14 protein-coding genes and 1 pseudogene are annotated in these 15,368 nt (G+C 55.9%); 12 read left to right on the forward strand and 3 right to left on the reverse strand.

What is annotated here, in order from left to right:
- Nucleotides 1-113: pseudogene (locus ACOSDM_RS19770) on the forward strand (IS5/IS1182 family transposase); the annotation flags it as partial.
- A gap of 89 nt (nucleotides 114-202) precedes the next feature.
- Here ACOSDM_RS19770 and ACOSDM_RS19775 read toward each other — a convergent pair.
- On the reverse strand, nucleotides 203-517 hold the full coding sequence (locus tag ACOSDM_RS19775) for a hypothetical protein (RefSeq protein ID WP_420726266.1): 315 nt from the start codon (nucleotides 515-517) through the stop codon (nucleotides 203-205).
- 330 nt (nucleotides 518-847) lie between these two features.
- On the opposite strand from ACOSDM_RS19775, the gene ACOSDM_RS19780 reads away from it, so the two are divergent.
- The 9 genes from ACOSDM_RS19780 to ACOSDM_RS19820 all read left to right on the forward strand — a co-directional run bounded on the left by ACOSDM_RS19780 (nucleotide 848) and on the right by ACOSDM_RS19820 (nucleotide 11,096).
- Complete coding sequence (locus ACOSDM_RS19780; RefSeq protein ID WP_420726267.1) at nucleotides 848-1,348, forward strand: sigma-70 family RNA polymerase sigma factor; 501 nt, start codon at nucleotides 848-850, stop codon at nucleotides 1,346-1,348.
- 118 nt (nucleotides 1,349-1,466) lie between these two features.
- A complete protein-coding gene (locus ACOSDM_RS19785; RefSeq protein WP_420726268.1) occupies nucleotides 1,467-2,528 on the forward strand; it encodes a FecR family protein in 1,062 nt (353 codons plus the stop codon).
- 161 nt (nucleotides 2,529-2,689) lie between these two features.
- Complete coding sequence (locus ACOSDM_RS19790) at nucleotides 2,690-5,113, forward strand: TonB-dependent siderophore receptor (RefSeq protein WP_420726269.1); 2,424 nt, start codon at nucleotides 2,690-2,692, stop codon at nucleotides 5,111-5,113.
- Between the two features lie 54 nt (nucleotides 5,114-5,167).
- Nucleotides 5,168-5,818, forward strand: coding sequence for a hypothetical protein (locus ACOSDM_RS19795; protein WP_420726270.1), 651 nt, complete (start codon nucleotides 5,168-5,170; stop codon nucleotides 5,816-5,818).
- 244 nt (nucleotides 5,819-6,062) lie between these two features.
- Nucleotides 6,063-7,070 (forward strand): ornithine cyclodeaminase family protein, encoded by a 1,008-nt coding sequence (locus ACOSDM_RS19800; RefSeq protein ID WP_420726271.1) that lies wholly within the window; start codon nucleotides 6,063-6,065, stop codon nucleotides 7,068-7,070.
- Nucleotide 7,071: 1 nt separating this feature from the next.
- Nucleotides 7,072-8,583: an aromatic amino acid lyase gene (locus ACOSDM_RS19805; RefSeq protein WP_420726272.1), complete on the forward strand. Its 1,512-nt coding sequence runs from the start codon at nucleotides 7,072-7,074 to the stop codon at nucleotides 8,581-8,583.
- On the forward strand, nucleotides 8,576-9,508 hold the full coding sequence (locus ACOSDM_RS19810; protein ID WP_420726273.1) for a glutaminase: 933 nt from the start codon (nucleotides 8,576-8,578) through the stop codon (nucleotides 9,506-9,508). The genes ACOSDM_RS19805 and ACOSDM_RS19810 overlap by 8 nt, the downstream gene beginning before the upstream one ends.
- A 225-nt stretch (nucleotides 9,509-9,733) precedes the next feature.
- Nucleotides 9,734-10,198, forward strand: a complete 465-nt coding sequence (locus tag ACOSDM_RS19815; RefSeq protein ID WP_420726274.1) for an Rrf2 family transcriptional regulator — start codon at nucleotides 9,734-9,736, stop codon at nucleotides 10,196-10,198.
- Complete coding sequence (locus ACOSDM_RS19820) at nucleotides 10,188-11,096, forward strand: NAD(P)/FAD-dependent oxidoreductase (RefSeq protein WP_420726275.1); 909 nt, start codon at nucleotides 10,188-10,190, stop codon at nucleotides 11,094-11,096. The genes ACOSDM_RS19815 and ACOSDM_RS19820 overlap by 11 nt, the downstream gene beginning before the upstream one ends.
- A gap of 132 nt (nucleotides 11,097-11,228) precedes the next feature.
- Here the strand turns inward: ACOSDM_RS19820 and ACOSDM_RS19825 are convergent, their stop codons facing one another.
- Nucleotides 11,229-11,810, reverse strand: coding sequence for a cupin domain-containing protein (locus ACOSDM_RS19825; protein ID WP_420726276.1), 582 nt, complete (start codon nucleotides 11,808-11,810; stop codon nucleotides 11,229-11,231).
- 149 nt (nucleotides 11,811-11,959) lie between these two features.
- Between ACOSDM_RS19825 and ACOSDM_RS19830 the strand changes: the two genes are divergently transcribed.
- Both ACOSDM_RS19830 and ACOSDM_RS19835 read left to right on the forward strand, forming a co-directional pair.
- A complete protein-coding gene (locus tag ACOSDM_RS19830; protein WP_420726277.1) occupies nucleotides 11,960-13,237 on the forward strand; it encodes a 4-aminobutyrate--2-oxoglutarate transaminase in 1,278 nt (425 codons plus the stop codon).
- A 188-nt stretch (nucleotides 13,238-13,425) separates the two neighbouring features.
- A complete protein-coding gene (locus tag ACOSDM_RS19835; protein ID WP_420726278.1) occupies nucleotides 13,426-13,974 on the forward strand; it encodes a MarR family winged helix-turn-helix transcriptional regulator in 549 nt (182 codons plus the stop codon).
- Nucleotides 13,975-14,067: 93 nt separating this feature from the next.
- On the opposite strand, the gene ACOSDM_RS19840 is transcribed toward ACOSDM_RS19835, so the two are convergent.
- The gene (locus ACOSDM_RS19840; protein WP_420726279.1) at nucleotides 14,068-15,342 is read right to left on the reverse strand and encodes a Rieske 2Fe-2S domain-containing protein; all 1,275 of its coding nucleotides are present in this window, start codon (nucleotides 15,340-15,342) and stop codon (nucleotides 14,068-14,070) included.
- Between the last annotated feature and the right edge of the window lie 26 nt (nucleotides 15,343-15,368).

Below are 15,368 nucleotides of genomic sequence, written 5' to 3' on the forward strand. Positions count from 1 at the left end.
GACTATTTGGACGCCTCAAGGACTGGCGGCGCGTCGCCACGCGATACGACAGATGCGCTCACGCTTTCCTCAGCACAATCGCTATCGCCGCGACGGTCATTTATTGGTTATGAGTCCTGAGCCTAGGTGTCGCGAAGCAAATGATGTGTTTAGTCCCGGCATGTGGTGGTTCAAACTTAATGAAAACCAGGACTTAAATCATTCAATTACCGCGAATTATTTTAATTAAGCCACTGTATCCTGATAAAATAGAAATAAGAAACATCACAAGAGAAGCATACAAAGCATACCGGCCTACAAAATAAAAGATTAAATCATCGAAATCGTTTCCCTGCTTTATTACATTCCCATCTGGACATATTCCCCATAAAATCAGAAGTACTAACGATGTAATTAGGCTGATCAAACCAGGACGATTCTCATCTTTTGTTACTCGATACACAAATGCCTGCACAATTTTCCACAACGCATACACTGGTAAGGACACTGCTATAATAGTTAATATAAATTGAATCATGACGCCCCCACCCCAGAATGCACATAATAGTGCACTACATCTGAGGCGCGAATCAAGCACTTAAAGAGGGCTTTCTCAGAGAAATAACACGGCCATTTAGGAAGCTCCGTATTTGAAAAAGCTGTTTGATAGAATTTATAGGTCACGTCTTCAAAGGCAGTGATCAAAAATCACGACCCAAAGATGTGTTGCGGCAATGATTATGAATGATTAGACAATATTAAGAATCATTCGCATCTGGACCAGGCCTCTTGCGTCGCGGCAATGACCTGAAACCCGACCATCGTGTCCCTCTTGGTCCAGAAGGAGCCAACGGCATTGAGCCAGGACATGACCCATCTGACTCTCTTTGTGACGCATCGTCGTGCGCTTGTGAACTATGCCAGCAGCATTGTCGGCACGCGCGCGCAGGCAGAGGATGTGGTTCAGGAAGCCTGGCTTCGTTTTGACGATGCCTCCAAAGGCCGCCTTCTGGACGATGCAACCGGATATCTTTACCGGATAGTTCGCAATCTGGCGCTGGATGGCAGGCGGCGCATGAAGCGCGAAAACCAGTATATCTCAAACGATGATTACGAAGCGACGGTCGAGGTTTGTCAGGATGGCATCCCCACGCCGGAAACGGTTGCCCTGTATCGGGACGAATATGCAGTGGTCATGGCGGCCCTGGCGGAATTGCCGGAGCGCACCCGCATCGCCTTTGAAATGCACCGGTTCGGCGATGCAAAATTGCGGGAGATTGCGGTTGCCCTGAACATCTCTCTTCCCTTTGCGCACAGGCTGGTCGCCGATGCCGTACAGCATTGCAAGGAGCGGCTTGGATGGTCATAACCATCCCCATGTCAGGTATTTTTGGAGAAAATGCGGGGCCGAATGCGTTGTATGTATAGAACGCCTCTCGACGATCATGGACGATCTGTCCTGTTTCGATCAGGGTTAAGGGTATGGCATGGCTGAGAACAAATTTTCCGGTGAAAAACAGGCGTCGCGGGAAGCAACCGAATGGATGATCCTGCTGAAGGACGACCCGGATGATGCCACCCTGCACACCGCATTTGAGGCCTGGCTGAGTAAGTCCCCGGTTCATGTTTCCGCATGGCAGGACATGCGACGCGCCTCTAAGGCTATGGACAGGGCGGTGCCGGTCTTTGCGGATAAATGGCAGCCAATGCTGACAGATATGCGCGGTGAAAGGGGAGGCCCGTCTGTATCGACCCCCGTCTCACAGAATGCACGCCCGGAAGCCTCACGTTTCGCCTCACGTCTTGGAGCCAGGCGTATCCGTCGTCGCCAGGTCGTTGCATTTGGCGCCGTTGCGGCCGCGGCCTGTCTTATGCTGGCAGTCGTTGGGCCTGACCTGTTGCGGAATTTGCGCTCGGACTATGCGACCGGCACGGCGGAAACCAGAACTGTTCGTCTTGCGGATGACAGCATGGTAACCCTGGCCCCGGAAAGCGCGATTTCCGTCGCCTATACGCCCGGTGACCGGCAAATCCGGCTTCTGGCGGGAGAGGCGTATTTTGATGTGTCACCCAACCCGGACCGCCCGTTCCAGGTGGGGGTTGAGGCCGTCACTGTCACCGTGCTTGGGACCGCCTTTGATGTGCGGCGGGGCGCGGATGAAACAGATATTGCAGTTTCACATGGCGTTGTGCGCGTGGACACAGCGGCGGTCAATCCCCCCGTGACCGAAACTCTAACCGCGGGACAGGCCGTCCGCATCAGTTGGTCCGGTCACAGTAAGCGCGGCGATAGCCCGGTGCAGCAGGTTGCAGCATGGCGCCAAAACCAGCTTATCGCCCGCGACGAGCCGTTGGGCATCGTCGTTGATCAATTGCGCCGTTATTACACCGGCAAGATCATCGTCACCGATGATGCCCTGGCCGCGCAATCTGTCACTGGTGTTTATAACCTCGCCGATCCGGTGGAGGCGCTGCGCGGTATCGCCCGGGCCCAGAATGCCGTTGTGCGGCGCATCACGCCCTGGCTGGTTGTGGTTTCCAGGTCCTAAAGGCGACGGATTTTTATATTTTTTCAGAAAATCCAAACTTTTTTGAGAAATCCCCTTTCTGCCGACGTTCCCTCTATAGAGACGATATTGCGACGCATTCTCAATATTAGACTGTGTGCGGTCGCTATCGAGATGACACTTAAAGGCGGAGATTTGGTGCGATGGTGGGGGTGAATAAAAAGGCATGCGTTGGCAATCGGGGAATGGTTCTGGCCGCCGCGCTGATGGTGACAACGGCTCTGGCGACGACCCTTGTCGTGTCCCCAGTTCTGGCGCAGCAAGCTACAGCGGCGACACCTGAAGTTGCCCAGCTTCAGGGGGAACAGAATTTTGATATTCCGGCCCAACCCCTGACCGACGCCCTGGTCGCCTTTGGCCAACAGTCCGGCGTTCAGGTCACCGTTGCTGGAACCGTAGCACGGAATGTCTCCGCCCCTGCCGTGCAGGGCACAATGACGAGCGAGCAAGCACTGCGCCAACTCCTGGCTGGCAGTGGCCTCATCTATACGATGTCGGGATCGACGGTCGCTATTGATAAACCTAACCAAAATTCAGACGGTACCATTGTACTTGATCCGGTCACGGTCGAAGGACTGACTGACACGGTCTATGACGGATTCCGTGCGTTTGGTTCTGGTAGCGCTACGAATGTTCCTGTGCCGCTGATCGAGACTCCCGCGACCGTGAACGTCATGTCATCAGAAACGCTAGAGCGCATAAATGCACAGCGGCTTGATGATATTCTGCAGTATATTCCTGGCACTGCCCCAGGGGCGACAGGATCTTCAATGACCAACACCTTCACAATCCGAGGGTTCGAGTCATCTACGACCAGGGGGGGTAGCCTGGGATCCCGGTCAAATTCTGTTTATATCGATGGCCACCGCCCAGCCAGCCGTCGTTATCACTTTGATCGCTCTCTATACGAGCGCGTCGAGGTGCTGAAGGGCACGTCGTCCCTGCTTTATGGCACTGCCTCTCCCGGCGGAATCGTGAGCTACCGTTCCAAGAAACCGATGTTCGAGGCTCAAAACAAGGTGTCGGTCAGTGCTGGTAGCTTTGACACACGACGGGGCTCTATGGACTTGACGGGGCCGATCCCGGGTGCCGAGAACGTTGCTTACCGCCTGATCGCGACGGCTCAGGAAGCCAACCAGACTTTCACGGGTGAGAGCCACAACAACAGTTACGATAACCGCTATATTCTAAACCCGCAGATTGCCTGGAAGAACGACACTGGAACCCAGGTCGATCTGTCTTATGAATTCAGCCAGCAGGAGAATGTGGCGGACCCCGGTATCCTGCGGTTCAGTGATGGGACTTTCGGATTCCACGGCCCTTCCCTGGTCAGCGATGACAGCTTCACGGATCAGACAAACAACATCATCACCGGAAACATTACACATCCGGTCACTGACCAATGGTCGGTATTCCTAGGTGGCAGTTACGGCATGAACAGCATCGATGCCCTGTGGGACTCTGCCAATACCCGAACAGCCCCGACCAGGAACACGCTTCTTGATCGCGACCTCATTCGGTTCAATACGGATTTTGAACATAAAGAAGCCAAGGCAGAATTGCGTGGAGATTACAGTCTTGGTGGCGTCTCGAACACGACCACCATTGGCTTAACGCATCGCAACGAGACCTATGAAAGCCAGCGGGTTCAGCGTACCCTGCGCGGCACGATCTCTCCCACAAATCCTGTATTTACCTCGGTTGGCAGTCTTGGTCCCTATACACGCAGTATTGAGTGGGTCATCGAAGAAGATGGGATATACCTGCAGAACTTCGCCAAGATTGGCTCAAAACTGAAAGTATTCGGGGGTCTTCGTTACACCGACGTTACAACCTCTTTTAACGCTGATGACGGAAATGACACATCGCTGGATTATTCAATTGGCGCGATTTTCAATCAGAACAGTTGGCTCAATCCGTTCATCAGTTACTCGACATCGCTGACCCCGCAGGTCGGCACTTTGAACACGGGCGGCCCCGTCCCGTTTTCGATGGGGGAGCAATTCGAGGTTGGCTTGAAAAGTGAGTGGTTTGATAACGCGCTGGCCTCGACCTTCTCCGCCTTCCAGATCGAACAGACCAACCAGATTGAAACGGACCCCAATGATCGGTCCTTGTCCATTGTTACCGGTGACCAGCTTGTAAGGGGGGCAGAGCTGGAGCTGGTCGGAAACGTGACTGATCAACTCAGCGTTGTCGGTGGGTACAGCTATCTGAACTCAGAATTCACCACGTCTGCCCAATACCAGGGCAACATTCCCGCCAACGTGCCGACGCATAAGGCAACAGCCATGCTGAACTATGAAGTTCCGACGGATATCGGTCCTTTGGATATCGGCCTTGGTTTCATCTATGTCCGCGACCGTCAAGGTGACAACGAAAACTCCTTCACTTTGCCTGACTACTCACGCGTGGACTTCAACATCGGATGGCAGCGGGACGGGTTGGATCTGCGCCTCAGGGCCGAGAACATCTTGGATGAAGATTATGTGTCTGGTTCCAGCGGTGTCTTCTCAAACCAGGGCCTGCCTCGTTCAATCTTTTTGAATGCCAATTTCACATTCTGATGCGTTCGGCAATCGACCTAACAAAACACAGTCTCATCACCACAGGAGTTGAATATGTTATCGAACCGCACTCTGTTGAAATCTTGCATGGCTGCCATTCTTTTGGTGACAGTCGTGCTGTTGCCGCAACCTTCTGTGTCTGCCCCTCCCGGACCGGACGGCAACCGCGGGCACCTGAACCGGTTGCTGCACAATCAGGCGGTGATTGAGTATCTGGGTCTCACGGACCAGCAGGCCCAGTCAGTTCAGGCTGTTTCCAACGATGTTTTGGGAAAGCATCGTGCGGCTTTTGAAACGGCGTTGATTCCAGAAACCAAGGCGGAACGAGTGTCTCTGGTGAAACAGGTCTTCATATCCGTCAACAAAGATACGTTTGACGGACTGGAAAGTGTCATCAATGCGTCTCAGCATGAACGCCTCCAGCAAATTGAAATGCAGACATTTGGAATCCGGGCATTTGATCGGCCAACTGTTGTGGAATACCTGAAGCTGACGCCCTCGCAGCGCAAAGATCTGAACACTCTGGCCGGGTCCATCGGTGAGAAATTGTCCAGCATCCACCGGTCATCCGACCTCAGCCCCGACGAGAAAAAGGAGGCGGCTGGCAAGATACGCCGCGATGGTCTGCAAGACGCCCGCCAATTCATCGGCCCAGATCAATGGGTCAAATGGGAATTGTTAATTGGAGCCGAATTCCAACAGTGAGTTTATAACCGGTCGACCCGCTTGGTCGTCACGCAGCAGGCACGCCAGCCAAATCGCCAGCCAGCCTGCTGCCCCTTTATTTCTTATCGGTCTGGTTTCTGCGCGTGCTTTCCTTCCCTATTGTGATGATCCGGCCGGATCATCAACACTGTCTTAAAAATATTGCTTACCACTTTGACATCATGATGATTTCGTTGCTTTCTAGCGCTTGCGAAATCAACGTATGGCAATTTAGGGATTTGGTATGGCACGGCATGAGATTGAGTATCTGGGCAAGGCGGACATTGATGCGATTGCACTGACGGATGAGGAAATACTGGCGGCGATTGAACAGGGATTGATCGCAGCCGGGCAGGGCAAAACGGTGATTGAACCCCGCATGCATCTGACGCCAGACCCCGCCTTTAATGGCCATTTCAACGTGCTGCGTGGTTATGTTGAGCCGCTGGGCTATGCCGGCGTGAAGATCGTCGGCGATTATGTCGATAACTATAAGCAGGGACTGCCGTCGGAACTGGCGCTGCTGAATTTGTTCGACCCGCGCACCGGCATGCCAAAGGCTGTGATTGATGCTGCCGGGATCACCGATATGCGCACGGGCGCCTTGACGGCGCTGGGCGCGAAATGGCTGGCACCGAAGAACCCGCGTGTGCTGGGCCATGTCGGGGCCCGCGGCACGGCTTATTGGAATGTCCGTCTGTTGGATCATCTGTTTGATTTCGAAGAAATCCGCGTCCATTCCCGCCGCAAAGAGAGCCGCGATGCCTTTGGCGAGAAGCTGAGCCGGGATCTGGGCAAGAAAGTAATCGTCACGGAAGATTGGGAAACCTGTCTGAAAGACGCTGATATCATGATCGAAGCCACCCGGCTGAACGAACCTACACCGATGTTTCAGCGGTCCTGGGTGAAGCCTGGCACGCTGGTCGTTCCCTATGGCACGATGAGCAGCCTGCCGCTGGATTTCACCGATGGTTTCGATAAATTCGTGATGGATGATCTGGGCCAGATGCGCGCAGGCAGCCTGGGGGCGCTGCGCCCACAGATCAATGCGGGCAAGATCACCGAGGAAAGCTTTTATGCGGAAATCGGTGAAATTGCGGCGGGCCTGAAGCCGGGCCGTGAGTCGGATGAGGAGACGATTCTGTTCTGGCATCGCGGCATGTCGACCGGTGATATCGCGCTGGGGGCCGCCATTCTGGAGAAGGCCCGCAAAATGGGTGTGACGCAGAACCTGTTGTATCGGGAAGACTGATATGACCCCGCTGGTTCTGGATGGCCGGTCCCTTACCATTGAAAACCTGGCCCAAGCAGCGGTCATGGGGCGTCCGCTGGATCTGGATCCGGCGGGCCTTTCAGATATGGCAAGGGCGCGTCGCCTGATCGACCGGGCGATAGAGGATAAGGTTCCGGTCTATGGCGTCACCACGGGTCTGGGCGCGCGGGTGACAGAAGTCCTGGATGCCAAGACCCTGGCGGATTTTTCACAACAGACCCTGCTGGGTCGCGCCCATGCAGTGGGGCCGCCCGACCGGGTGGAAAACATCCGGGCCAGCATGATCGTGCGGCTGAATACACTGCTGAAGGGGTATTCCGGGGCCAGTCCCGCTGTTGCCCATCACTTACTGGCCTGCCTGAATGCGGGGCTGACGCCGGTGGTGGGGTCCTTGGGCTCCATCGGGGCGGCGGATCTGATCCGCAACGCCACGATCGGCCTGTGCCTGACCGGGCAGGGGGAGATGCAGAACGCTGATGGCAAGACTGGACCTGCCGCGCAAATGATGCGGGACCATGGCATAGAGCCGCTGGTTCTGGGCCCCCGCGATGGGCTGGCCCTGGCCAATCATTCCAGTTGTGCCGCTGGCGCTGCGGCCCTTGCCGTGTCACAGGCGGAAACCGTCTTCGATGCACTGCAAACAGCCGGGGGTCTGTCGATGGAGGCGTTTCGCGCCAATCTGGCCCCCATCTCCGACGGTGTTCTGGGGGCAAAGCCCCTGCCGGGCCAAAGCCGTGCCGCGGCGGACCTGCATGCGAAGTTAAAAGGCAGCCTGTTGTATCAGGAAGGAGCCGCCCGGCGTTTGCAGGATCCGATCTCTCTGCGCAATATTCCCCAGATTCACGGGACGCTGGCGGCGGCACTGGATGTTGCGCGGATCACGGTGGAGATTGAACTCAACGGGTCCAGCGACAACCCGGTGACATTACTGGCAGAGGATCGGATCGTATCAGGCGGGGCCTATTTCACCGCTGAATTGACTCATGTTATCGAGGCGATCAGCCGGGCTTTCGTGCATGTCACGGTGGCTCAGGTCGCGCGGGTGTCAAAACACTTAAATCCGGTATTCAGCGATCTACCGACATTCCTGGCAAAATCGCAAAGCGGATCCAATGGTTTTGCGCCGGTGATGAAGGTCGTGGAATCGCTGTTGTCAGAAGTGCAGCATGCGGCGCAGCCGGTCGCCCTGTGGCCCAGCATCAATGCCAATGGGGTGGAAGACTGTCTGACCAATTCCCCCACGGCGGTCAGTGCCCTGGCACAGGTGATTGACCATGCAAGAATGTTGACGGCGATTGAACTGATCGTCGCGGCCCAGGCGGTGGAGTTGCGCGGCGCAGCGGATCAGATGGGCCCCTGGCTGACCGCCAGCCTGGCGCGGATTCGCGAAACCTCCGCCCCCTTGGTAGATGATCGACCGCTTGGGGGGGATATTATGACGCTGGCGCACCGCATCGCGACCGGCGATCTTCAAGGCCCCAATCGTGAATGACCTACAGGGCATAATCGACCAGATCGTCACGGATATGCGTGCCATCCCCGACCGGGGGAAGGTTGCGACCTATATTCCAGGGCTCGCCAGCGCGGACCCGTCCCGTTTCGCCATCGCCGTAGCAACTGCACAGGGGGAGATGCTGACCGGCGGCGATGCCGATATCGGTTTCTCTATCCAGTCAATTTCCAAGGTCTTCTCGCTGACCCTGGCGCTGGGCAAGATTGGCGATCACCTATGGAAGCGGGTCGGGCGGGAACCGTCAGGGTCTGCCTTCAATTCCATTGTTCAGTTGGAACGGGAACAGGGCATTCCCCGCAATCCCTTCATCAATGCCGGGGCGATTGTCATCAATGATGTCAATCTGGCCGGTCATCATGCCAAGGAAGCGATTGGCGAGATCATCCGGTTCATGCGGTATCTGTCCGGCGACGACACCATTACCATAAATGAGGAAATCGCTAAGTCGGAAGCAGAAACGGGCTTCCGCAACATCGCATTGGCCAATTACATCCGCGCCTTTGGCAATCTGGAAAATCCTGTGGACCGGGTATTGGGCACCTATTTCCATCAATGCGCCATAGAGATGAATTGCCAGCAGCTTGCCCTGGCAGGGCGGTTTCTGATGCTGGACGGGCGTCATCCTGATGGTGGCTATGTCGTGTCCCAGGCCAGGGCGCGGCGCATCAATGCCCTGATGCTGACATGCGGGCATTACGATGCATCGGGCGATTTCGCCTTCCGTGTCGGTATTCCCGGAAAATCCGGCGTCGGTGGCGGCATTCTGGCCATCGTTCCCGGCAAGGCCTCCATTGCCGTCTGGTCGCCTGGCCTCAACGAAGTCGGCAATTCCAAACTGGGCACCATCGCCCTGGAACGCCTGTCCACCGCCATGAATTGGACCGTTTTCACTGCAGATCGGTGAGGAGGATTGTTTCTCCGCTACTCCTGACTTGATCCGGGGCTTAGGGGCGGCTGTCATGATCTATGTGAGTTGCCCTGGACTCCCGCCTGCGCGGACGTGACGGAATTCTTATTCTGCATATCTCTTATCCTTAGGAGCGACTGCAAGTCAGGTGCGTTGCGGAGCGGGCTTGCGAAAATACAATTTCTCTTTGACTTCTCCGTTTCACGTAACATATAAAGTCACATGAAACGCAATAGCAAACTGTCAGGTGTTCTTCACGTCCTGCTGCACATGGCGGAAGCAGATGGTCCGGTGACATCTGAAGCCATGGCGCGGGCAATGAACACGAACCCCGTCGTCATACGAAGGATATTGGCGGGATTGCGTGATCGCGGGTTTGTCCGGTCCGAGAAGGGGCATGGTGGCGGCTGGACAGTCGCCCGGCCACTTGCCGCAATCACCTTGGTTGATGTTTACGAAGCGCTCGAAAAGCCTGAACTCTTCGCCATGGGTAACCGGACAGAAGCGCCGGGATGCCTTGTCGAGCAGTCGGTGAATGCCGCGCTCAACGACGCTTTTCGCGACGCTAAGGCGCTGCTACTTGAGCGGTTTGGCGCGGTGACACTGGCGCAACTCAGCGCTGATTTTCACGCTCGCATAGTGGCAAGCGGGATAACTATTGATCTGGAGACCATTCATGCAACTTGATGCTATTGTCATAGGTGGAAGCTTTGCCGGGCTTTCCGCAGCCATTCATATCGCCCGAGCGCGACGATCCGTCTGCGTTATCGATGCGGGCAATCCGCGCAACCGCTTCGCGGCGGAATCGCACGGCTTTTTCGGCCATGATGGCCATGATCCCCGCACCATTATCAATTCGGCGCGGACACAACTGCAACACTATCCGAGCGTTCAGATGATTACCGGAGAAGCCGATGGCGCCAGTCCAGTGCCTGGCGGGTTCGAAGTCGCGGTGAGCAATGGCAAAACGCTTACGGCCTCCAAGCTGGTTCTTGCCTTTGGCGTTTCCGACGTGTTGCCAGACGTGCCTGGCCTTGCCGAGCGCTGGGGCAAGAGCGTGCTTCACTGTCCGTATTGCCACGGCTTCGAATTTGCTGGAAAGCGCCAGGGTGTTTTGTATTCGGCGCCGATGTCGGCACATCAAGCTCAACTCATCGCCGATTGGGGGCCGACGACCCTTTATCTCAATGGCAATGAAATGCCCGACGAAGAGATACAGGCAAAGCTGGCGAAACGTGAAGTCTTGATCGAGGCGGCGCGGATTGACGCGTTTAAGGGTGACAATGGGGGGCTGTCCGCTCTGCTTCTTTCGGATGGGCGGGAGGCACTGATCGACGCGTTGTATCTCGTCCCAAATTCGCGCCTTAACAGCCATATCGCTGAACAGCTCGGCTGCGCTTTGGATGAAGGGCCATTGGGCACGATGATCCGCACGGATGAGAAGAAGCAGACAACAGTGGCCGGTGTCTATGCCGCGGGCGATATTGCACGCGCCCCGCATAACGCAAGCTGGGCAGCGGCCGACGGCGTGACCGCCGGTGTTTTCCTGCACCAGTCGCTCGTGTTCGAGCCGCTCGCTGCTTGAATATGTGCGTTAGATCGAACAGGCGGTTGAAGCATGCAATTCTTTGCGGGATCAGATCCGCTCACAGCGTCCCTTATGGCGCGTGTATGCACGTTTTTAAAGCGCCGCCGGCAGCTCGTACTTAACGTTTGATCAAAATGTCGGAGGGGTGCAGGCGCTGACGATGATGCAGGGGGTGTTGCCTGGATTGCGGAAACGGTGGGCCAGGCGGCTGTTGAACAGATAGGCGTCGCCTGTGTTCAGCAGCCGGGTTTCACTGCCAACTGTGATTTCGATTTGGCCGTCAATGACGATGCCAGCCTCCTCTGCTTCGTGGCTGTATAATTCCGGGCCGGTATCGGCACCGGGTGGATAATGTTCATACAGCATTTGCAAGGCGCTGGTGCCGGCCCCGCCAACTTGTAAGAAGCTGATCGCCTTGGCGGCTTCTGGCGGGGCGCCGCGTTTGATCTCTGGATTGATTTCGCCAAGCTCGGCGCGCGTGAAATGCCATTTCATGCCATCCGGGGGTGTCTCCTCAAAAAAGGCACCCAGAGAGATTTTCAGGCCGGACAGGATCTTTTTCAGGGTTGCGACAGAGGGGCTGGTGCGGTTCTGTTCGATCATGGATATCATAGAGCCGGTAACGCCCGCCACGTGCGCCAGTTGCCGTTGCGAAAGGTCTTGGGCCTCGCGAAAGGCCTTCAATCTTGCACCGATATCCACGTCACGCACCCACTCTCTCCTTCTTGCATCCTGTCCCTAAGGTGATATTGCGGACGGACCGCCTCGGTGATAAATATATTGAGCAATTGTTATGCAATGTCGACTGTGAATTTCGACGCGGGGCATTCTAAACCCTCGAAACCCAAAGGAATGAAAGAATGCAGAACAAGGATATTGAAGCGCGGCGTGTAGATGCAATTTCGCGCGGGGTCGGTGTTATGACACAGATCTATGCAGAGCGCGCGGAAAATTCAGAAATTTGGGATGCAGAGGGCAATCGCTATATCGATTTTGCATCTGGCATTGCGGTGCTGAATACCGGCCATCGTCACCCCAAGGTGATTGATGCAGTAAAGGCGCAATTGGATCGTTTCACCCATACCTGCCACCAGGTCGTCCCCTACGAGAATTATGTGACCCTGGCGGAGCGTCTGAATGCGCTGGTGCCGTCGTCTGAACCGATGAAGACGATATTTGTCACGACCGGGGCGGAAGCGTTGGAAAACTCAATTAAGATCGCGCGGGCCTCAACCGGGCGCAATGCGGTGATCGCCTTTACCGGCGGGTTCCATGGCCGGACCTTTATGGGCATGGCCCTGACGGGCAAGGTCGCCCCTTACAAGCTGGGCTTTGGATCGATGCCCGCGGATGTATTCCATGCGCCATTTCCGGTTGAAATGCATGGTGTGACCGAGGCCGATTCCATGGCGGCCCTGGATAAGTTGTTTAAGGCGGACGTTGATCCAAACCGGGTCGCAGCGATTGTGATTGAGCCTGTTCAAGGGGAAGGCGGCTTTTACGTCGCGCCTGTCAGCTTCATGAAAAGCCTGCGCGCCTTGTGTGACCAGCATGGCATTCTGTTGATTGTGGACGAGGTACAGACCGGCTTTGCCCGGACCGGTAAAATGCTGGCGGTGGAGCATTATGGGATCGAGCCGGATATGGTGACCATGGCAAAAAGCCTGGCGGGTGGTTTCCCACTGGCAGCCGTGACCGGCAAGGCGAAGATCATGGATGGCCCCGCACCGGGCGGTCTGGGTGGCACTTATGGCGGCAATCCGTTGGGCATCGCCGCGGCAAATGCTGTTCTGGACGTGATTGACGAGGAAAAGCTGTGCGATCGCGCCAATTCGCTGGGCCAGCGTCTGAAACAGCGCCTGGAAAGCCTGCGGGACTCCGTGCCGGAAATTGTCGATATCCGGGGGCCTGGCTTTATGAATGCGGTTGAATTCAATGATGTGAAGACCAACCTGCCCAGCGCCGATTTCGCCAATCGGGTTCGCGCTAAGGCATTGGAAAAGGGCCTGATCCTTCTGACTTGTGGTGTTCATGGCAATGTCATCCGCTTCCTGGCGCCGATCACAATTCAGGATACGGTTTTCAGTGAGGCCCTGGATATCCTGGAAGAGTCGATCAAAGAATCCCGCGTTGCATAGGGTCCGCGTTGCGTAAAGTTTGACGGCAAGGACCTGCAGCATCCATCCAATTGGATGTCTGCTGCAGGTCCTTTTCTTTTACGTCCATTCTTCGATATCTAAGCTTGTTTCGCCGCAAAAGTGTATGATACTGAGCTTATGGGCCTTTTTGCGACTCGCGCGGTAGAAACAGGAAAACTGGAAACATTATGACCGATGATATCGACGCGGCAGCGGCGCTGAAAGCAGGTGTCACCCCGGGGGGCGAGGCGGAGCATCTGGCCCAGGATCGTATGGCGCATCTGGTCCGATATGTGGCGCGTGGCGTGACGCGATCCCTGCAATTGCGTCTAACGGATCATGGGGTGCAGTTTGGTGGCTGGGTTTTCCTGCGCATCTTATGGGAACAGGATGGATTGTCCCAACGGGAACTCAGTCAACGCGCGGGTCTGATGGAACCCACCACCCATACGGCTTTGCGTAAATTGGAAGCGCTGGGCTATCTGACACGTAAACATCCCCCCGGAGATCGAAAGCGGTTGCTGGTATACCTGACCCAGGAAGGCAGGGATGCCCGCAAACTTTTGCAACCCCTGGCGGAGGATGTGAATGAAACCTCTTTGCGGGGGTTGAGCGAACAGCAAATTGCAGATTTGCGCGCTGCGCTTCTGGTGATGGCGCGCAATCTGGATGAAGACGAGGCCGCTGCCTTGCGCGACGGCGTCTCCGTCCCAGCCACCCGCAGCCACGCTGTTTAGACGGCGTTTGGCGTCTTCCTTTTTGACGAGGGGACGGCTCTGTTTTCTCCCTCCCCTTCAAGGAGGGAGGGGTAAAATATGAAATCTCGGACTTTATTCGGCGGCTTGGCTTTCCCGGACGACCTTGGTGCGCCAATCGACCTCTTTGGGCATGACCTCCTGATAGGATTGGACGCCTTGCAGGGTAGCGCCGATGCCAAAGGCTTCGCCAGTCTCGGCCATGACTTTGGCGGCATCGACCATCAGGCGACGGAATTCCACAATTGCCATGTCGGAAGCCCCCAGAATGTCCTTGCTGCGATCCACAATGGGACCCATGCCGACCCACATCGCGATGTCCTGATTGGGAATACCGGGAATGCCGGTGAAGCTATCATCGCCGCGCATTGCGTCGCGGTCCTGCAGGAAATTGTTATCCAATGTGCGGATCGGGGACCAGTCAGGATTTAAATCCACCCCTGGAATCGCATGGCAGAAGCGTCGCCATTCGTCGGTCGGGGTGCAGGTTTCCGGATTGCCCCAGGCGATGAAGTAAAACATCGTCGTCGTATCATCGACCGGCACATTCACGCTGGCGACATTGTAGATATTGTTGGGTGGAATAAGGGAAACAAAGGGGGCCAGATATTCCGTGACCCGAATGTAATTGTGGGTGGCGGCATTCTTGATGGGCCGGCGAATGGCCGCATAGTGAAAGCCATAGGGCGTCCGTTCGATCTGGAGTTTTGGAGACTTGTCGGTCGAGGGACGATACCAGCTTTTATCATCCGCTTCCGCGCCACCGACCCGCGCTGGTTTCATATCAGAATAATGCAGAGAGGAGGAATGAGCGGAATCGATCTGTCCTTCCTGAATTTGCGCCCAATTACAGGGGATCTTGATTTTCAGAATGCTGACCTGTGCAGATTTATCGGCCGCGAAGGGGGGCGGTTCAAAGGCAGGCATGGCGTCGCGGGGCCCCAGGTAAGCCCAGACGAATCCCCCGCTCTCTTCCACCGGGAAGGCCTCATGCTTTACCTTTGTCTTCAGGGCGCTTTCAGGCGGCTCCGACGCCATCTCCTGGACGGTCCCTTCCACATCGATTTTCCAGCCGTGATACAGGCAGCGCAGGCCACAGTCTTCATTGCGACCCAGCGCCAGCAATGCACCGCGATGCGGACAATGCCCGTCCAGAACCCCCAACCGACCGTCGCTGTCCCGAAAGGCGACATATTCCCGACCCAGGATGCGCAGCCGCACAGGCGCGCCATCTGGCTCTGCAACTTCTTCAGACATGCAAACAGGAACCCAATGGCGGCGCATCAACTGTCCCATCGGGGCGTCATTTTCGACCCGACACAGCAGATCATTTTCTTCTGATGTTAGCATCTAGTGTCCTCCAAATTTTTTATTAT

This window comes from Hwanghaeella sp. LZ110 (assembly GCF_048892525.1).
GTDB lineage: Bacteria > Pseudomonadota > Alphaproteobacteria > UBA8366 > Aestuariispiraceae > Pacificispira.